This is a genomic window from Kribbella sp. HUAS MG21, assembly GCF_040254265.1.
In the GTDB taxonomy this organism is placed as follows: domain Bacteria; phylum Actinomycetota; class Actinomycetes; order Propionibacteriales; family Kribbellaceae; genus Kribbella.
Genome location: NZ_CP158165.1, coordinates 5264795 through 5283235, shown reverse-complemented (window position 1 = coordinate 5283235; position 18441 = coordinate 5264795). Strand labels below are relative to the sequence as shown.

The window sequence follows — 18441 nt, the reverse complement described above, 5'->3', positions numbered from 1 at the left end:
TTGACGAGTGAACTATGTGCACACACCTTACTCACATGAACAGTTCACGTGTCAACCGTTTTTGCGTATACTCAGGTCATGGCAACGCTACGGATGAGCAAAGACCAGTTCGAGGCCTGGCGGTCGCTGTACCGCGCGGACACGCTGCTGTTCGCCCACCTCGACAACAACCTCCGCAGCGTGGCCAAGATGACGTACTTCGAGCACGAGGTGCTGCGCGCGATCGCCGACGCAGGCGGCAGGCTCCGGATGGCGCCGCTCGCCGAGGCGCTGATGATCTCCCGCAGCGGCGCCACCCGCTTGGTCGGCAAGCTGGAGGACAAGGACGGTTGGGTGGTCCGCACCACCTCCCCCCAGGACCGCCGCGCCACCTGGGCCGAGCTGACCGACGCCGGCCGCGAAGCCCTGCGCACGGCCGAACCGGTGGTCGACGCCGTGGTGGCGACGTTCTTCGCGGACCACACGCCCGCCGACGAACTCCGGCGGACGTCCAAGATCCTCGACCGCCTGGCGGACGCCAACCCCAACGACGACGGCTTCGACTGCGGTCTGTGAGCCGTGGCGCTGTACGATCGTCCTGGGCGATCGTACAGGGCGATCGCCTAGGCGGTGGGAGGCGATGTGAAGGCGGCGGATCGAGGGCGGGAGATCAGGCGAAAGCTCGCTGCGGCGACGGCCGAGTTGATCGTCGAACTCGGGTGGTCGGCGGTCAGCACGCGGCTGGTTGCCGCCCGGGCGGGCGTCGCCGCGAGCCTCGTGCACTACCACTTCCCGTCGATCGACGTCCTTCGGCGCGAGGCGGCGATGGGGGTGCTGACCGAACTGCTCGACGCCGCGCGACAGCAGGTCGAGCAGGCAGATACGGCTGAGATCGGGCTGAGTGAGCTGCTGGAGGTGCTTGACCGCGAAGACGGTGCCGTCTCGCTACTGTTCGTCGAGGCCTACCTCGCGGCCACTAGGGACGACGTACTCCGTGTGCAGTTGAGCAGGCTGGCCGCTGACTTCCGGCAGACGCTCGCCCGCCTGCTGGACGACAACGGCATCGAGTTGCCCGAGCCGTCCGCTGTTGTCCTGGCGGCCGCCCTCGACGGGCTGATGCTGCACCGCGCCCTCGATCCCACGCTGTCCTCACAAGGAGTTGGCACCGTCCTGAACAGGCTGCTCACATGCTGACGCCCACCGCACTCCGAGATCAGTACGCGGCGGCGAGCACCGACGACCTGCGGATCCTCGTCGTCGGAGCGGGAATCGCCGGCGTGACGGTCGCGCAGCTGCTGCGCGGCCGAGGACGCCATCCGGTGCTGATCGAACGCTCCGAGACCGGCGCGCACCCCGGGTACATGCTCGCGCTGATGCCGATGATCGATCCCGTCCTGGACGAGCTCGGCCTCTGGGACCGGTACCGCGCGAGCAGCGTCCCGTTCGACCGGTACGCCGTACATGCCCATCGTGGACGCACCGTCCGGGTGGATTCGCTCGGCGATGTGCTGGCGCGGTACGGCGAGTACCGCGGGATCGGGCGCGGCGGGTTGATGGAGGTGTTGACGACGACGGACTGCCCGGTCAGCTACGGGATCACCGTCAGCGGACTCGACGAGCAGCAGGACTGCGTCAAGGTGACCTGCACGCGATCGGGCGCCGAACTCGAGTTCGACTGCGTGATTGTTGCTGACGGCATCCATTCGGCGACCCGCGAGCTGGTGTCCGAGCCCGCGGCGGAGCTGGACACGCAGTGGGGCGGTTGGGTCGTCTGGGCGCCCGCGGACGCCGACACCGATCTCGGCGAGGAGCTCTGGGGCGCGGGGTTCTTCCTCGGCACCTACCCGGTGCCCGGCAAGATCGGCGTCTTCCTCGGCGGCCACCGCGAGGACACCGCGGCCGGACCTGAGGCGTTCGTCGCCAGGATCAGGTCGCAGCTGACGACGTCCAACGCCCGGATCGACGGCGCACTGGACGCGGTACGCAACGCCACGGAGAGCTTCTACTGGCCGCTCGCGGACTCCCGCTCCCCCGGCTGGAGCAGCGGGCGCTCGGTCCTCCTCGGCGACGCGGCCGCGGGATTCCTCCCCACCGCGGGAATCGGCGCGGGCATGGCGATGGAGTCCGCCTGGGTGTTGGCGACCATGCTGCGCGAGGCCCGGCCCGATACCGTCGCACCGCTCCTCCAGGCCTACGAGCGAACCCAACGCCCCCGCGTGGAAGCCGCCCAGAACGCCTCCCGCACCCTGGCCCGAATGATGTTCCACCGCAGCAAAACCCTCGCCGTACTGCGGGACGCCCTACTGCGCGTAACGAGCATCAGCGTGGCCCTCCGCCCCATCCAGCGCCTGCTAGCCACCCGCCCCGACCCCACCACAGCACTGCGCCGACCGACAGGCTGACCAGCCCGAAACAAGTCCCGTACAGAACCAGCAGCACCGGAATTGCAAGTAGCGGCGCGTGGGATCCCTGCGGCGGATCGCCCGCGACCAGCATCACGACGTACGTCATCGCGATCACCAAGCCGAAGAACCTCACACGTCTACGAGGTGGCGCCGGCGGTTTCGTAGGTGGCGGGGGCTTGTTGCTGGGCGAGGAGTTGCTCGATCGTCGCCTGGTTGGTTGCCTGCTGCTCGCGCCAGACCTCGGGCAGCATGCGTTGCAGGCGGCGGTTGTGGCGGGTGTTCTCGACGAACAGCGGCATCATGTCGACCAGGTCGTTGCGGTCGATCCCCATCGCCTGGGCGCGGTCGGCACCGTGGATCAGCCAGATGTAGGCGCGCATCAGGTCGTCGGTCAGCGCCTCGGGAATCCCCAGGGCGGGGCTCATCATGTTCACGCTGACCTCGCACAGTGCGGCCGCTAGTTGCCTACAGCCCTCATCCGGAGCGCCGACCGTCGTCTCGATGAGGTCGGACAGCGGCTTCGCGGTGTCGTGGCTGTCGACGCCCTGGAGGAACCCCTCGTCCACGCCGAGCACCTGGCCGATGTGCCGCCAGCGACGGTAGACCGCGGCCAGCTCCTCGTCGGTGAAGTCGTACCCCATCAAGGCCAGCGCCCGGTACGGAACATAGTTGAAGTCCAGCCAGGTCCGCGCCTGGTCCACCTGGTTGATCGGCACGCCCCACTCCGCGGTGTTCCAGCCGTGGCGTAGCGCGCCGGCCCGCACGTACGCGTGCAAGATCCTGACCATCACCGTGGCGACGTACCCGCCAGCGCCTCGGCGCATCCCGCCGGGCAGCATGGCTTGCGTACTCCACTTGCCGGTCTCGTTCAGCCGCTGCTCGGCCATCGTGATCAGCCTGCCGGTCCGCAGCAGTACCGCGCTGATCGACGGCGCGCTGTAGGTGTTGATCAGGGAACCCTGGCCGAGCGCCACCACCTGGGTGAAGTACGGGACCGACAGGTACGCGGCCGAGCCCTCGTCGAGGTCGTCGTGATCGGCCGCGGCCGTGACCGCTTCCACCTGTTCGAGGAGCGCGGCGAGCCCCGCGGGCGGACGGTCCAGCGAGTCCAACCCGTTGCGGAGGCCGTCCAGCAGCAAGCCGCGACCGCGGCCGCCGAGCTCCGCGACGGCCGCGTCGGCCAGCGGATCGCCGGCGGACAGCATCCGCAGCAGGTAGTCGGCTTGCCCTGGGTACTCGGCGCGGATCGCTGTCTCGTCGCCCCGTCGGGTCGGCCACACCATGGTGATCTCCTTCGTCTCAACAGTTTCAGCGGTTGTGAACCCCGTAGTGATGAAGCAGGTCGACGACGGCGGCGCGGAGCCGCACACCGTCGTCGCGTTCGAGGAACGCCATCAGCAGCAGGCCCTGGATCGCGGCCCCGAGCGTGGCGGCGTCGCGCCGCTCGTCGACGTACAAGGCGATGAGGTCGGTGAGCCGCTCGAACAGCTCGGCACTCACGGGCACGAGCGCCGGCCGTCGTACCGCGGCCAGTGCCAGCTCGATGCACGCGAGCGTGCCGTCCCGCCGGTCGGTGATCATCGTGACCGCGTAGTCCCCGCAGACCTCGACCACGTCCGCGCCTTCGCGGACCGCCCGGTCCGTGAGCTCGGCCAGTTCGCGCCGCATCTGGCTACTGGCCTCGTGGAACGCCGCGACCAGCAGAGCGTCGAGCGTCTCGAAGTGGTACGTCGTGGACGCCGCCGGCACCCCCGCCGCCTCGGCGACCGCGCGATGGGTGACCGCGCTGACGCCCTGCTCCGCGATGAGCTTGATCGCGCCCCGCAGGATCTCCTGCCGCCGGGCCTGGCCCCTGGCCAGCCGTCCGTCCGTCGCCATGCAACAAACGGTACATACGTCCCACTATCTTCTGGCACAAATGTCCCAGAAATGTGAGAAGCCTCTCGGGCACTCACGGAGCCCTACCTTCGCCTGTTATACCTGGAGGCGGAATCCGATTCCGGATCCGCTTAACGACAAGGGAGCCAGAGATGTCCGCAGACCGCTTCTTCCTGCTCGAGGCCGGTGCCACCCGGCCCACCCGGGTGCCGTTGCCGCCGTGGGCGGCCGTCAAGGCCGGGATCGACGACACCCAAGGGCGGTTCTCGCTGCTGGAGAACCGCGGTGACCTGTCCATCCCCGCCCACGTGCACGACAACTTCGACGAGTTCGTGTACGTCGTCGACGGCGACCTCGCGATCGACTTCGGCGGTACGACGCACCACCTCAGCAGCGGCTCGTGCGCCATGGTCCCCCGCGGCGTCACGCACGCGATGCGCAACGCGGGCGGCGCGGGCAGTACGGTGCACGCCCTCCAGTTGTCGGCGCCGGGCGGCTGGGAGCGGTACCTGGAGGCCGTCGCCGAGGCGGGCGCCAAGAGCGAATGGAAGGGGATGCAACGCGACTGGGCGCAGGCGAACGAGCTCGGCAAGCCCTACGGCATGCGTTACCACCTCGGCGAGGGCGACCCGGACGAGTGGGGCGACCCGGAGCGTTTCTACCTGCTGGACAAGGGCGAGGCGCGGCCCGGACGGATTCAGTTGCCGCCGGCATTCAACGTGAAGGCGCGTACCGAGGACTCCGACGGGCTGTTCTCCGTCCTGGAGGTCACCGTCGCCCAACCGGTCCCCCGGCACACGCATCACGTCGCCGACGAGTGCATCTACGTGCTGGACGGCGAACTGGTCGTCGAGTTCGAGGACCGGATCCACACCGCCGAACGCGGCCAGTTCGTCCTGCTGCCGCACGGCGTACCGCATGCGATCCGGCCCGGGTCCACGCCGCCGCCGCGGGTTCTGCAGATCTCGTCGCCCGGCGGCTGGGAGTGCGTGGTCGAGGCGCTGATCGAGCACCGCACCGAAGTCAGCCAGGGCGGTCGTTTCGACCCGGCGGCCCTCAACCGCCACACGCGCCGGTACCACGTCGTCTACGACGAGAACTAGGGGATCGCGTGCGCTGCCTTCTTCATCTCGACTGCAGCTTCAACGGTGCCGACTCGATCTCCCGGCAGCTGGGATCCGTGTTCGCCGACCGGTGGCGCGAGCTGCATCCGGACGGCAAGTACGTCCACCGCGACCTCGCCGCCGCCCCGGTCCCTCCGACCGACGCCCATGCGTACGCGGCGGGATTCGTCCCGGAGTCACGGCATACCGCTGAGCAGGCGGCGGGCTGGACGGTCACCGCGCGGGGCGGTCAGTACGGGTCGGGGTCGCCGTACGAGAGCTTCGATCATCAGGAACCGCACCTGCGTTCGATCCTGCAGTACACCGATGCGCTGCGAGATCTCGCGGGAAGGATGGCGCTCCATGCCATCGACCACTGACACCAAAGGTGTGCGCATCGCGGCGACGCTGCCACCGATCGCGCTTCTGGCCCAAGCGGTCACCGCCGGCCTGTTGTTGTCGGTGCCCGGAGGACGTACGGCGCACTTCGCGACGATCCCGCTGGTACTACTCACAGAGGTCGTGCTGCTGGTCGTCGCACTGGTCGCCTGGCGCAGAAGCGGTAGCACTCCACGCCTGGCCGTGTTCGGCGTACTGCTGCTGGCCGTCACGATCGCCGAAGCCGTACTAGGTGCAGCAGGCGTGACAGCCCTGCACGTACCACTCGGGGCACTGCTGCTGGGTGTCAGCTTCGCGGCCGCGGCCACTGCCTGGAACCGCCGCTGACCTCACCCGGATGATCCGCCGACGGGGCCTCGTCAGCGTGGACGCATACCGTCCAGGGCGATCTCGATGAACCGTCGCCAGTCGCCGACGTCCCCGCGGCTGATCATCGCCAGCGCACCGACCACCATGTAGAGGTCGTCGACCGTGATGTCGGTCCGGACCGTGCCGTCGGCGTGACCGCGATCGATCAGCTCTCCCCCGACGGCCAGCAACTCGGCCGCCAGCGAGCCGCGCGGCGCGGTCGAGCCGAACGTCGCCTCGATCGCGCCGGACAGGCCGCGCCCCTTCTGGTGGATCTCGGCCACATGCGCCAGGAAACACGTCAGCGCCGCGCGGGTGTCCGGGTTGGGCAGGCACTCGTCCTTGACGAAGGCAAGGATCTCCCCGAAGCGCTCGTCGGTGACCGCCTCGACCAGCGCCTGCCTCGTCGGGAAGTGCCGGTACACGGTCCCGACCCCGACCGCGGCGGCCCGGGCCACCTCGGCCATCTGCACCTCGTCCCCGCGCTCCGCGAACAGCTCCAGCGCGACCTCCAGCACCCGAGCACGATTGCGCTCGGCATCGCTGCGCGCCTTGGCCATCTGCACCCTTCCACGGAACCGGAATCCGGCTCCCAACTCTAGGCCATGAACCCTGCTGAACTGGCTAGGCTGTGGCCGTCCAGCGGCCGGGCCAGACACCGTGGAGGAGACCGATGGTCAGCTTGAACCAGCTCGAGGTTCTGCTGAAGGTCGTCGAGGCGGGCGGGTTCTCGGGGGCCGCCAAGGCGCTGTACATGAGCCAGCCCTCCGTCTCCAACCACATCCGCAACTTGGAGAGTTCGCTCGGCGTACAGCTTGTCCAACGCACCAGCAAGGGCGCCACGACGACACCCGCCGGTGAGGTGGTCGCCGACCACGCCAGACAGGTGTTCAAGCTTCTCGAGCAGCTCGAGACCGCAGCAGCGAGCTACCGCGGGCTCGAGGCTGGGCGGCTCGTCGTCGCCGGCACGACCACGACCGGGACCTACCTGCTGCCGCGCCTCGTCGGCGAGTTCGCGGCCAAGGCGCCACGCGTCGCATGCCAGATCCGCGTCGGCAACGAGGACACCGTCGAGGCCTGGCTGCTGCGTGGTGAGGTCGCGCTCGGACTCTGCATCGACGAGCCCCGGGAGGAGCAGCTGCTGGCCGAGCCGCTGTTCACCGAGCGGATGATCCTCGTGGCCGCGTCCGGATCGCCGCTGGCCGGGCGCCGTACGGAACCCGCGGAGCTGACGGGTGCGCGGTTCCTGATGCGCGAGATGGGCTCGGCGACCCGGCGTCAGCAGGAGGCCGTACTCCGGCTGTGGGGTCTGGAGGAGGCCGACACCTGGGACCTCTGGGGGCCGGACACGTTGAAGGAGTCCGTGATGGCCGGCCTCGGGATCGCGCTGCTCTCGGAGCACGTCACCGCCCGCGAACGCGCCGCCGGGCTGCTGGCCGCGGTCGAGGTCGATCCGCCGCCGCCGAGCCGGCAGATCTCCCTCGTACGTCGAGCAGACCGGAGGTTCACGCCGCCGGAGGAAGCCTTCGTGACGCTGCTGCGCGCCGTCGGCTCGTGGCCGGTCTGACCCGATTCAGTACCTGATGCAGGCGGATCGTAGATCGGTGTAGAACTGCCACACATCCGGCGAGCACTCGGGCGCTCCCAGCTGCGAGGCCTTCGCGCCCATGTGCGGCAGGTGCGAGTAGGCGCCGACACCAGGGCGGTTGACGTGCAGCATGCCGGCCTGGAAGTCCTGCAGGGCCTGGAAGATGTACGCCGGATTCCGCGTGAAGATCGTGCCGCTCATGCCGTACTTCACGGAGTTGCTGATCCGCATCGCGTCGTCGTAGCCGTCGCAGGTGATGACCGACAGGACCGGGCCGAACACCTCCTCCTGCGCGATCTCGCTGTCCCAGGCGACGTTGTCGAGGACGGTCGGATTGACGAACCAGCCGCGCGTGTCGAGCGCGGCCGCCCCGCCGCCGACGGCGATCGTCGCGCCGCCCGCCACCGCGGCGTCGATCGCGTCGAGGCAAGCTCGCTGCCGCTCCTCGTTCACGACTGGGCCGATGTCGGCCCAGTCCTGGTCGCCGCGCCCGACGCGCATCGGTCCGACCCGGGCGACGAGCCGGTCGAGCAGCTCGTCGTGCACCGCGCGGTCGACGACGACGCGGCTCGTCGCGCTGCACCGCTGGCCGCTCTGGCCGAACGCGCCGAAGACGATCGCGTCGGTCGCCTCGTCGAGGTCGGCGTCGGCGAGCACGATGAGGGCATTCTTGCCGCCGAGCTCGAGCTGCGTGCGCAGCAGCCGCCCCGCGCCGGCCTGATTGATGGCGAGACCAACGGGCAACGAGCCGGTGAACGAGACACCCGCGATCCGGCGGTCGCCGACCAGCGCCTCGCCCGCCTCGCGATCACCCTGGACGAGATTCAGTACGCCGGCCGGCACGCCCGCGTCGTGGAACGCCTGCACGAGCAGCGCCGACGTGAGCGGAGTCAGCGGGCTCGGCTTGAGGACTGCCGCACAACCCGACAACAACGCGGGCGCGATCTTCCACATCGGGATCGCGACCGGGAAGTTCCACGGGGTGATCAGACCGACGAGCCCGATCGGCCTGCGGAACGTCAGGACGACCGTCCGCGGCTCCTCGGCCGGCGTGGTCTCACCGTTGATCCGGCGTGCCTCGCCGATCGTGAACTCGAGAACGGTGAGCGCCCGGGTCACCTCACCGCGGGCCTCGGAGAGCCGCTTGCCCTGCTCACGGGTGATCGCCGCGGCGAGGTCGTCGACCCGCTGCTCCAGGATGCGCGCGGCGCGGGAGAGGTACTTCGCCCGCTCGATCGGCCCGATCGCGTCCCAGCCCGGCTGCGCCGCCTCGGCCGCGTCGACGGCCGCTCGTACGTCGGCGGCGCCGGACTCGGCGAACTCACCGATCACGTCGTCGAGGTCCGCCGGGTTGAGGTTGCGGCGCGTCGCCCCGCCCGCGCCGGGCACCCACCGTCCGTCGACGAAGTTGCGCAGGTGGTCCTGGCGGACCGGGAACGTCAGGGTCGTGGTGGCGAGCTGAGTCACGAGAAGGCTCCTGGAGATACAAGGTTTGTCAGGGACGTACGGCGATGCGCGGGGCGGACCCGGTCCTGGCGACCTGCACGGCGTCGACGATGTCGGCCAGCGGCAGCGGTTCGGGGACGAGGTCGGCGAACAGTTGCCGGTGGCTGCTGCGGCGCAGGAAGTCGACGGCCTCGACGAGGTCGTCGACGCGGTAGTTGTGCGAGCCGACGACGGTGGTGAGGTTCTTGACGAAGCCACTCGGCTCGAACCCCCGGGAGGTGCGTCAGGCAGACGCCGCGGCGGTCGGTGCCGCCGCGCCGTGCTCGGCGACGAGCGTCGTCGCCACCCAGTACGCGTCGTAGTTGTGGACGTACGCCGGATCGCCGTACGGCTCGTCCAGCTGCTCCGGGCGCGGGAGCACCCGGTTGATGACGAACGGGATCTGCAGCTCGCCGAGCGCCCCGTGCGAGCGCAGCGGGACGTCGAGTCCGGAGAGGTCGTGCCAGGCGGCGAACCGGCCGACCGCGGTTCCCGCCTCGGCCAGCAGGACGATCTCGCCGATGCGGTCGGGCGGGAGCGAGTACGTGGTGGCCGCCTCGTCGCGGGTCATGACCGCCTGGACGCCGTCGATGACGCGCAGTCCCTCGATGACCGCGTCGCGGTCCGCGTCCGCGGGCAGGTAGATGCTGGCGAAAGACCCTAGCGCTCCATGATGGACCGTGTAGGGGTCGGTGATCGGGAGGATGACGCGGACGCCGTCCTCCTGGTCCGTCGTGCCGAGCAACGTGCGTACCTCGGACTCGACGTAGACGACCTTGGCCGTGCCGGTCTCGTCGGTCTTGGCGCTCATGCCGTGGTCGGCCGTGAGTACGACGATCGCGCCGAGCGCCTCGAGCCGCGCGGCGTACGCGTCGATCATCGCGTAGAAGTCGTTGGCGACCGGGGTGCCGGGCGCGTGCTTGTGCTGGATGTAGTCGGTGAGCGACAGGTACATCAGGTCGGCGCCGCGGGTCTCGAGGATCCGCACGCCGGCGGCGAGGACGAACTCCGACAGGTCAGCGGAGTACACGTCCGGCAGCGGCTTGCCGACCAGCTCGAGGACGTCGCCGATCCCGTTGACCTCGACGGTTGCCTCGTCGGCCTTCTCGGCCGAGAAGCAGATGCCGGTACGCCGTGGCTCGACGAACGCCTCGGAGCCGTCGAGGGCGGGGCCTGACTCGACGAGCCCCGCGCCGAGCAGCCGGCGCAGCTTGTCCTTGGCCGTGACCACGACGACGTCGAGGCCGGCGTCGTTCGCCGCGGCGAACAGCGTCGGGACGCGCAGGAACCGCTTGTCGTTCATCAGCACCTCCTCCCCCGTCGTCGCGTCCCACAGGTAGTTGCCGCAGATGCCGTGCACGGCGGGCGGCCGGCCCGTCGCGATCGAGAGGTTGTTGGGGTTGGTCAACGCCGGCATCGCGCAGTGCGCGGCCCACGAACTCCCCTGTCCCGATTCGAGGACGTGGCTCAGCCACGGCATCCGGCCCGCCGCGATCGCCTCGACGTGGTAGTCCGGCTCGCTGCCGTCGATGCAGATGACGACGACGGGCGTCCCGTGAGTCGTGTAGGTCCGTCCGTTGACGGTGAAGGTCGTCGGGCTCACGGTGAGCGTCTCCTCGCGGTCGTGGTGGCGTGTCCTCACTGTTCGCCGGCCACCCGGCCCACGGGAACCCCGACTTTGGCTATCGGCCCCATAGCCGCGCGCGGGGATCCGCACCGGTGCCGTCGTCAGTAGCCTTCGGAGGAACTCGGCCCACCTCTCCCCAGGAGCTCGACGATGACCAGTTCGCGCAACGGCCGCCCGCAGAAGCTTGTCGTGTTCGGGATCGACGGCGCGCTCTTCGACCACATCGTGCGATCCGATACCCCGCACCTGCGGTCGATGATCTCGGCCGGGTACGCCAGCCGGACGACGCTGTACCTCGATCCGCTGACGCCCACCGTGTCCGGTCCGGGCTGGGCCACGATCGCCACGGGTGTCTGGCCGGACAAGCACCGAGTCCTCGACAACGAGTGGGGTCCCGCGACCGGGCTCACGCAGTACCCCGACTTCCTCACCCGGTTGAAGCGCGCGGACAGCTCGCTGACGACGTACGCGATCGCCGACTGGCCGCCGCTGACCAGCGACAGCGCCGGGCAGGCGATCTTCTCCGCGGCGATCGACGTCCGCGTGACCATCGACGGCGACACGCTCGGCCTGGACGTCGCCGACACGCGCGTCGCGGCCGAGGCGGCGGACTACCTCGGACGGGTCGGCCCGGACGCCTCGTTCGTGTACTTCGGCGAGGTCGACCACGCCGGCCACACGAGCGGCGCCGCCAGCACGTACTACCGGACCGCGATCGAGAACACCGACCGGCACATCGGCACCGTGCTCGCCGGCATCAGGTCGCGCCCGACGTACGCCGAGGAGGACTGGACGTACGTCGTCACGTCGGACCACGGCCACACCGACGCCGGCGGCCACGGCGGCAGCAGCGCACCGGAACGTGCCTCCTTCATCATCCACACCGGCCCCGGCATCCCGCCGACCACACCGGCCACCGAGCCGAAGAACGTCGACATCGCGGTCACCGTCCTGTCCCATTTCGGTGTCACCCCCGACCCCACCTGGCAACTCGACGGCCGACCGCTGCTGGTGTGAGTCCGGCGGAGAGCGGGTGGCGCGGTGCTAGGTTGACGCCGTGAAGCCCGCGCAGCCCAACCAGTCCTTGATCGACGGGCTGGCGTGCTTGCAGGCGCTGGCGGCGCACGGGCGGCCGATCGGCTCACGGGAGCTCGGGCGGGCACTCGGCCTGGAGCCGACGCGGGTGAACCGGTTGCTGAAGACGCTCGCGTTCGTCGGCCTCGCGCAGCAGGACGAGAACCGCAAGTACCTGCCCGGTCCGGGCATCCACGCGCTGGCCGCGCAGAGCCTGCGCGGATCGGGCTTGATCCGGCGAGCGCTCGGGCCGCTCGAGTCGCTGTTCGACCTCGAACTCCAGGTCGCGATGGGCGTCCTGTGGGGCGACCAGGTCTGTTACCTGTACCTGCACAGCCCCGGCGAGACCGCCGCCGAGGGCATCGGCCAGTCGCCGCTGTACCCGGCGGCGTGGTCCGGGCTCGGCCAGGCGCTCCTCGCCGACCTGACCGACGACGAGGTCCGCTCGCTGTACGCCGAAGGACGGCACCTGGTGGCGCCGACCGGGCCCGCTGTGGATCTCGACGAGCTCCTGGAACAGCTGGCCGAGGTGCGGAAACAGGGCTACGCGGTGCCGCAAACCCTTGAATCACAAGGCGTCCGGACCCTCGGGGTGACGCTCGACCGCGACCAGGCCGCGATCGGCGTCGCGGGCCGCTTCACCGACCGGCGGATCCCGGCGATCCTGCGCCGGCTCGAGAAGGTCGCGCGCGCGATCGACGCCGCCTGACCCCCGGACCTCCCCTTGCAATCTCCTTGAGTGTATCTATAGTAGAGCCATTTCATGATGCTATTTCAGCACCATTCCGAGATGGGGAATCAGATGAGTGTTCCGGGCGCGATCAGTGGCGTCGTACCGCGGCTGGCGGTCAAGGCCGATCATGTGCCGCGGAGTGAGACCGGGATCGGCGCGTTGATGCCGTGGGCGGACCGGTTGTGGATGGTGACGTACGTCGCGCACAAGAAGCGCACCGGCGGCGGGACCGGGCTGTTCACGATCGACGACGACCTGCAGCTCAGCAAGCACCCGGCGAGCGTCGTCGGGACGTACGCGAACCGCCTGGTACACAAGGAGAGCAACCAGCTGTTCATCGGCCCGCACGCGATCGATGTCGAGGGCAACGTCCGGACCATCGAGGCGCTGGTCGACGTCCGGCTGACCGCGACCGCCCGGCACCTCACCGACGAGGCCGGCAAGGTGTACTTCCTCGGGATGGAGGGCGAGTTCTTCGAGGTCGACGTACAGACCCTCGAGGCCACCCAGCTGTACGACCTGCTCGACGAGCTGGACGTCCACGATTACCCGCACTTCAAGGACATGTACACCCGGCACGGCCGCGTCGTCGTGGTCAACAACTCGTACTACGACAAGGACTTCTTGGCGGGCTCCAGCGACGGGCGGCTGGCCGAGTGGGACGGGCAGACCTGGACGATCCTGGCGAAGACGCAGTTCAACACGCTCGGCAGCGCGAACGGTATGGGTCCCGGCCTGTACGCCGTCGGGCAGGACCGCGCGTCCGCGCTGCTGCACGTCTACCTGCCCGACACGGGCTGGAAGGTGTACCGGCTGCCGAAGTCGACGCACACCCAGGACCATGCGTTCACCACCGAATGGCCGCGGATCCGCGAGGTGGAGTCCGAGCGACTGCTGATGGACGCGAGCGGCATGTTCTACGAGTTGCCGTCACTCACCTACGCGAACGCCGTGTGGGGCATCCGGCCGATCGCCTCGCACCTGCGCGTCGTCGGCGACTTCTGCTCCTGGAACGGGCTGCTCGTCCTCGCGGGCGATCAGACCACACCGATCGGCGACGCGAACCCGGTCGCCGGCCAGCCGCAGGCCAACCTGTGGTTCGGGAAGACCGACGACCTGTGGTCCTGGGGCAAGCCGCAGGGCTGGGGCGGCCCGTGGTGGGAGAGCTCGGTGCAGGCCGACGTACCGTCCGACCCGTATCTGATGACCGGATTCGAGCACAAGTGCCTGCACCTCACGCACACCTCGGACACCGCCGTCGACTTCCACGTCGAGGTCGACTTCCAGGGCACCGGGACCTTCCACCGCTACCGCACCCTGACGGTCGGCCCGGCCGGCTACGAGGCCTTCACCTTTCCGGTGGGCTTCAGCGCCCACTGGATCCGCCTGGTCGCTTCCACGTCCTGCACCGCCACGGCGCAGCTCACCTACACCTGACACCGCTCCTAGGCGAGGATCGACGTACCGACAATCACTCGCCCAGGAGGCCTCGATGACGACCGGACTCCCGGACACCGAACCGCAGACCGCTGCCGGCAAGGTGCTCTGGCACTTCACGATGTCGCTCGACGGGTTCATCGCCGGTCCGAACCACGACATGAGTTGGATGGCCGGGATCACCAATCCGCGGCCGGACATCATCCAGGAGTACCTCGCCACCACCGGTGCGGTGCTCGGCGGGCGCGACGGGTTCGACGCCTTCCCGGACGCCGATGCGACGTACGACGGGACGTGGCAGGGGACCGTGTTCATCCTCACCCACCATCCCGAGGACGCGTCGCCGACGCCCAGCACCGTCTTCCTCAACTGCGACGTCGCGGAAGCGGTCCGGATCGCGCTGGAATCCGCCGGTGGGAAGAACGTCGAGGTCATGTCCGCCTCGATCGGCCGGCAGCTCCTCGAACGCGGCCTGATCGACGAGATCGACCTGCACATCGCGCCGGTCCTCCTCGGCGACGGCATCCGGCTGTTCGACAACCCCGGCGGGTCGCCCGTCAACCTCCACCTGCTCAATGGCGACAGCCCTTCGGCCGAGATCAACGTCCGCTACCGCCCGGTTGACCGCTTGGCGGGCTCGTAGGAGCCGCCCTTGGTTCGGGTCATCACGAGGAGGCGGTTGGCGGCCTTGATCATGGCGACCAGGTCGATCCGCACCGCCGGTTCGCCGCGGGCAGCGAGTTCCTTGGAGTGGGCGTCGACGCAGTAGCCGCAGCCGTTGATCTGGCTGGCGCGGAGTTCCACCAGCTCCAGGGTGGTTGCCGGCAGGGAGGACTGCGCGATGGCCAGGCTGGTGTTCGCGCCTCATTCGTCGTTTCTGGGTGAACGACCTCAAGACGACGGCGGTCCGGGTCGCGTAACACGGGCTTGTGTCACAGGACGGCTCCTGGCGGCGTCTGGTGGAGACCTGCCCGAGCCGACGAGGGAGACATTCATGGCCGACACGTCCCAGGCCACCGAGACGTTCCTTGCCCATCGCAACCTGCTCTTCACCGTCGCGTACGAGCTGCTCGGCTCGGCGGCCGACGCGGAGGACACCCTGCAGGAAGCCTGGCTCCGGTGGGCGGCCGTCGACCACGGCGCCGTACGGGAACCTCGCCCGTACCTCGTCCGGGTCGTCACCCGGCTCGCGCTCGACCGGCTCCGCATGCTCGGGCGCCGCAAGGAGACCTATGTCGGACCGTGGCTGCCGGAGCCGCTGCTCACCGCACCTGACGTGGCCGAGGACGTCGAACTCGCCGACAGCGTCTCGCTGGCGATGCTGCTCGTGCTGGAGACGCTGACACCGATCGAACGCGCGGTCTTCGTGCTGCGTGAGGTGTTCGACTTCGGGTACGACGAGATTGCGGACGCCGTCGGGAAGAGTCCCACCGCGGTACGCCAGCTCGCGTACCGCGCCCGGACGCACGTCGCGGCGCGCCGGCCCCGGGGAGGATGACACCCTCGCAGTCCCGCCGCGCGCTCGACGCGTTCCGCCAGGCCGTCGAGACCGGCAACCTGCAGGGGCTGGTCGACATCCTCGCACCGGACGTCGTACTGCTCACCGACGGCGGCGGGGTCGCACAGGCGGCCTTGGCGCCTGTCGTCGGAGCCGAGGCGGTCGCGGGCGCGCTCTCGGCAGCACTGTCGAACCTCGCCCGGAGATCGTTGCACCCGGCACCGATCAACGGCTACCCGGCCCTGATCCTGACCCTGGACGGCGAGATCGACGCCGTACTCGCCGTACGCATCGACGACGGCCTGATCACCGGCCTGTACTCCGTACGCAATCCCCACAAACTGTCCCGCGTCCACACCGAAACCACGCTGCGCCGCTGAAGCGTGTCTCTGGCCTCAGGCTTTTGATTTCGAAATCAAAACTAGTTTTTGAGACACCGGTAGACCGTGGCCCGGGACACCCCGAGGTCAGCGGCGATCTCGGCCACCGGCCGCCCGGCCGCATACAACTCCCGCGCCCGCGCTACCCCCACCTCCCCCAACACCGCAGGCCGCCCCCCACCCCGCCCCCGCGGCAACCCCCGAGAACCCTCGCCGGAACTCGCCCGCCCGGCCGCCTCGCCGTCCCCGCGGCCCGTCGCACGAGAGCCCGCTTCACCCACCGCCACGCCGTACGCCGCCCCCAAGCCATGAGCCCTCCGACCCGACGGCACGTCGTACGCCGATCCACCGGAACCCGCGTGATACGTCGGCTCAGGCGGCGTCGCGTCGTACGTCGCTCCACCTGACGCCGGGGGCCCGTCGTCGGATGCCTCTCCGCGCGAGGTTTCGCCGTGCGCCGTCGCGCCGGCCCCCCGGCTGTCCGCCGCCTCACTGGAGTCGAGGTCCGGCTTGCCCAACCCAACGGCGGATGTGGGCCCACGTGAAGCCTTGTGCGGCGCTCGACCCAACGTCGCGTCGTACAGCGAACCAGCCGGGGGTGGGGCGGCTTGTAGGAGGGCTTGGGCGCCGGTGAGGATCAGGTGTTTCAGGTGGGTGGGAGGTAGGTCGCGGAAGAGGGCTATTGGGTCGCCCAGCGCGGCTACTACCTGGGAGGCTCGGACGCGGGCTTCGAGGGTGGGGGTGGGGCCGGCGACTAGGTCGTTGGCGAGGGCGATTGCTGCTACGAAGCGGCTTGCGACTGGGGCCTCTACCAGGAGCGTCATGTCGCGGATGAGCATGACGAGTGTCTGGCGGTGCTTCAGGTAGACGTCCACGTAGCCTTCGATGGCGGTCCAGCGGACGGTTTCGGGGTCGCCGGCCTTCTCTGCGTCGGCGAGGGTGCGCTCCAGTTCGTCCAGGAGTGGGAGCGTCAGGCGGCGGAGGATGTCGTCTTTCGCGGCGAAGTGGTAGTACAGCGCCGCCTTGGTGATCCCTACCTCGTCCGCGATCGCCTGCATGGACGTCGCGCGGTAGCCGCGCTCGACGAACAGGGTGCGCGCGGCCGCCAGGATCCGGTCCGGGGTCCCGCTCATGTGAGCTCCTCGAGGTGTTGCCAGGGGCACTTACCATCGGTCAAGTTCTTGGCCTACGATGACTGAACGCCAGTCAAGCGTAGAGGGGTAGACATGGTCGAGCGGATCAAGGTGACCTTCGACTCCGAGGGCACCACCTGCGCGGGATACCTCCACCTCCCGGCAGAGCGAAGCGCAAACCCGGCGAAGCAGAACTCCGGCCCGGCGGGGCGAAGCGCGGGGCCAGCGGAGCAGGACTCCGGCCCGGCGGGGCGAAGCGCGGGGCCGGCGGGGCAGAACTCGGACGCGGCGGGGCGGAACTCTGGCCCGGCGGGGCGGAGCGCGGGCCCGCCAGGGCGAAGCGCGGACCCGGCAGCGCGGACCGCGGGCCCGGCGGAGCAGGACGCGGACACGGCGGGGAGGAACTCAGCGCTTACGGCGACCTCGGCTAGCGGGCGGGTGGCTTGTGTTGTGTTGTGTCATGGGTTCAGCGGGACGATGGATCGGTTGTTTTCGCATGCTGAGCGGTTCGCGGCGGCGGGGATGGCGGCGTTGGTGTTCGACTACCGGAGCTTTGGAGAGAGTGGTGGTGAGCCGCGTCAGGTCGCCGACGTCGTGGGACAGCAGCAGGATCTGCGGGCCGCGGTCGCGTTCGCTCGTCGGCAGGAGTACGTCGACCCCGACGCCATCGTGCTCTGGGGCAACTCGCTCGGCGGCGCTCACGTCATCACAGTCGCCGCCGACGACCCGGACGTCGTCGCGGTGGTGGCGCAGATCCCGTTCAACGGGTTCCCGAAGCGCGTCGAGGGCCGTTCGACGTGGGAGACGCTCCGGCTGCTCAGCGCCATCGGCTGGGACGCAGTACGCGGCAAGCTCGGTCTCCCGCCGTACTACGTCCCGATGATCGGCCGTCCCGGTCAGCTCGCGGTCGCGGCCACGGACGAAGCCGACCAGCACATCCAGGCACTGACGAGCGGTGAAGCAACAACCCTGTGGCGCAACAGCATCGCCCCGCGGGCGTTGCTCGGCATGATGCGCTATCGCCCCGAGGAGGACGCGGCCCGCCTGACCGTACCGCTGCTGGTCTGCGTCGCCGCCGACGACCACGAGACTCCGATCGAGACGAACCGCGCGCTCGCCGACCGCGCCCCGGCCGGCGAACTCCGCAGCTACCCGGGCACGCACTTCAGCTTCTACACCGACGAAGCCGTCCGCGAACACGTCCTCGACGACCAGATCGCCTTCATCCACCGCTCCCTTCAACTCCGGAGCGCGCAACCCAGAGTGCTGTGAACCTGTTCACGCGGCTTGCATGTCACAGGGGACGGTGGCCGGCGTGTCCTCCGCTGCGACGAATCTCCAAGGACTGAAGGACGATCATGGCGGCGGATGGAC

21 protein-coding genes are annotated in these 18441 nt (G+C 69.5%); 14 read left to right on the top strand and 7 right to left on the bottom strand.

The window, feature by feature from the left end:
* The first annotated feature begins 78 nt into the window (after positions 1-78).
* The 3 genes from ABN611_RS25825 (at position 79) to ABN611_RS25815 (ending at position 2381) form a co-directional block, all read left to right on the top strand.
* The gene (locus ABN611_RS25825) at positions 79-555 is read left to right on the top strand and encodes a MarR family transcriptional regulator (RefSeq protein WP_350274813.1); all 477 of its coding nucleotides are present in this window, start codon (positions 79-81) and stop codon (positions 553-555) included.
* A gap of 66 nt (positions 556-621) precedes the next feature.
* Positions 622-1173 carry a TetR/AcrR family transcriptional regulator gene (locus tag ABN611_RS25820; RefSeq protein ID WP_350274812.1) on the top strand — a complete coding sequence of 184 codons (552 nt, stop codon included), beginning with the start codon at positions 622-624 and terminating at the stop codon, positions 1171-1173.
* Entirely contained in the window at positions 1167-2381 is a 1215-nt protein-coding gene (locus ABN611_RS25815; RefSeq protein WP_350274811.1) for an NAD(P)/FAD-dependent oxidoreductase, read from the top strand. Before ABN611_RS25820 ends, ABN611_RS25815 begins: the two co-directional genes overlap by 7 nt.
* Positions 2382-2521: 140 nt before the next feature.
* On the opposite strand, the gene ABN611_RS25810 is transcribed toward ABN611_RS25815, so the two are convergent.
* Entirely contained in the window at positions 2522-3667 is a 1146-nt protein-coding gene (locus tag ABN611_RS25810; RefSeq protein WP_350274810.1) for an oxygenase MpaB family protein, read from the bottom strand.
* Positions 3668-3692: 25 nt separating this feature from the next.
* Positions 3693-4262: a TetR family transcriptional regulator gene (locus ABN611_RS25805; RefSeq protein ID WP_350274809.1), complete on the bottom strand. Its 570-nt coding sequence runs from the start codon at positions 4260-4262 to the stop codon at positions 3693-3695.
* Positions 4263-4414: 152 nt separating this feature from the next.
* Between ABN611_RS25805 and ABN611_RS25800 the strand changes: the two genes are divergently transcribed.
* Genes ABN611_RS25800 through ABN611_RS25790 form a run of 3 tightly spaced genes read left to right on the top strand, consistent with a single transcriptional unit; the run spans position 4415 to position 6091 of the window.
* On the top strand, positions 4415-5365 hold the full coding sequence (locus tag ABN611_RS25800) for a cupin domain-containing protein (protein ID WP_350274808.1): 951 nt from the start codon (positions 4415-4417) through the stop codon (positions 5363-5365).
* Positions 5366-5373: 8 nt separating this feature from the next.
* Complete coding sequence (locus tag ABN611_RS25795) at positions 5374-5745, top strand: hypothetical protein (protein WP_350274807.1); 372 nt, start codon at positions 5374-5376, stop codon at positions 5743-5745.
* The gene (locus ABN611_RS25790) at positions 5729-6091 is read left to right on the top strand and encodes a hypothetical protein (RefSeq protein ID WP_350274806.1); all 363 of its coding nucleotides are present in this window, start codon (positions 5729-5731) and stop codon (positions 6089-6091) included. The genes ABN611_RS25795 and ABN611_RS25790 overlap by 17 nt, the downstream gene beginning before the upstream one ends.
* Positions 6092-6123: 32 nt before the next feature.
* Here the strand turns inward: ABN611_RS25790 and ABN611_RS25785 are convergent, their stop codons facing one another.
* Complete coding sequence (locus ABN611_RS25785; protein WP_350274805.1) at positions 6124-6672, bottom strand: helix-turn-helix domain-containing protein; 549 nt, start codon at positions 6670-6672, stop codon at positions 6124-6126.
* A 113-nt stretch (positions 6673-6785) separates the two neighbouring features.
* Here ABN611_RS25785 and ABN611_RS25780 point away from each other — a divergent pair, with 113 nt between their 5' ends.
* A complete protein-coding gene (locus ABN611_RS25780; RefSeq protein ID WP_350274804.1) occupies positions 6786-7679 on the top strand; it encodes a LysR family transcriptional regulator in 894 nt (297 codons plus the stop codon).
* 6 nt (positions 7680-7685) lie between these two features.
* Here the strand turns inward: ABN611_RS25780 and ABN611_RS25775 are convergent, their stop codons facing one another.
* On the bottom strand, positions 7686-9167 hold the full coding sequence (locus tag ABN611_RS25775; RefSeq protein ID WP_350274803.1) for an aldehyde dehydrogenase family protein: 1482 nt from the start codon (positions 9165-9167) through the stop codon (positions 7686-7688).
* A gap of 262 nt (positions 9168-9429) precedes the next feature.
* Positions 9430-10788, bottom strand: a complete 1359-nt coding sequence (phnA, locus tag ABN611_RS25770; protein ID WP_350274802.1) for a phosphonoacetate hydrolase — start codon at positions 10786-10788, stop codon at positions 9430-9432.
* 174 nt (positions 10789-10962) lie between these two features.
* Here phnA and ABN611_RS25765 point away from each other — a divergent pair, with 174 nt between their 5' ends.
* From ABN611_RS25765 to ABN611_RS25750, 4 genes are all read left to right on the top strand, one after another.
* On the top strand, positions 10963-11829 hold the full coding sequence (locus ABN611_RS25765) for an alkaline phosphatase family protein (RefSeq protein WP_350274801.1): 867 nt from the start codon (positions 10963-10965) through the stop codon (positions 11827-11829).
* Positions 11830-11869: 40 nt separating this feature from the next.
* Entirely contained in the window at positions 11870-12595 is a 726-nt protein-coding gene (locus ABN611_RS25760; RefSeq protein WP_350274800.1) for an IclR family transcriptional regulator C-terminal domain-containing protein, read from the top strand.
* A gap of 81 nt (positions 12596-12676) precedes the next feature.
* On the top strand, positions 12677-14056 hold the full coding sequence (locus tag ABN611_RS25755) for a hypothetical protein (protein WP_350274799.1): 1380 nt from the start codon (positions 12677-12679) through the stop codon (positions 14054-14056).
* A 55-nt stretch (positions 14057-14111) separates the two neighbouring features.
* Positions 14112-14699 carry a dihydrofolate reductase family protein gene (locus tag ABN611_RS25750; RefSeq protein WP_350274798.1) on the top strand — a complete coding sequence of 196 codons (588 nt, stop codon included), beginning with the start codon at positions 14112-14114 and terminating at the stop codon, positions 14697-14699.
* Here the strand turns inward: ABN611_RS25750 and ABN611_RS25745 are convergent.
* On the bottom strand, positions 14666-14899 hold the full coding sequence (locus tag ABN611_RS25745; RefSeq protein ID WP_350281683.1) for a carboxymuconolactone decarboxylase family protein: 234 nt from the start codon (positions 14897-14899) through the stop codon (positions 14666-14668). The two genes, ABN611_RS25750 and ABN611_RS25745, sit on opposite strands and share 34 nt — an antisense overlap.
* Before the next feature lie 151 nt (positions 14900-15050).
* On the opposite strand from ABN611_RS25745, the gene ABN611_RS25740 reads away from it, so the two are divergent.
* Positions 15051-15554 (top strand): sigma-70 family RNA polymerase sigma factor, encoded by a 504-nt coding sequence (locus ABN611_RS25740; protein ID WP_350274797.1) that lies wholly within the window; start codon positions 15051-15053, stop codon positions 15552-15554.
* Positions 15551-15934 (top strand): hypothetical protein, encoded by a 384-nt coding sequence (locus ABN611_RS25735; protein ID WP_350274796.1) that lies wholly within the window; start codon positions 15551-15553, stop codon positions 15932-15934. Before ABN611_RS25740 ends, ABN611_RS25735 begins: the two co-directional genes overlap by 4 nt.
* A gap of 41 nt (positions 15935-15975) precedes the next feature.
* On the opposite strand, the gene ABN611_RS25730 is transcribed toward ABN611_RS25735, so the two are convergent.
* A complete protein-coding gene (locus tag ABN611_RS25730; protein ID WP_350274795.1) occupies positions 15976-17067 on the bottom strand; it encodes a TetR family transcriptional regulator in 1092 nt (363 codons plus the stop codon).
* Positions 17068-17160: 93 nt separating this feature from the next.
* Here ABN611_RS25730 and ABN611_RS25725 point away from each other — a divergent pair, with 93 nt between their 5' ends.
* Complete coding sequence (locus ABN611_RS25725; protein ID WP_350274794.1) at positions 17161-18339, top strand: alpha/beta fold hydrolase; 1179 nt, start codon at positions 17161-17163, stop codon at positions 18337-18339.
* Positions 18340-18441: the final 102 nt, after the last annotated feature.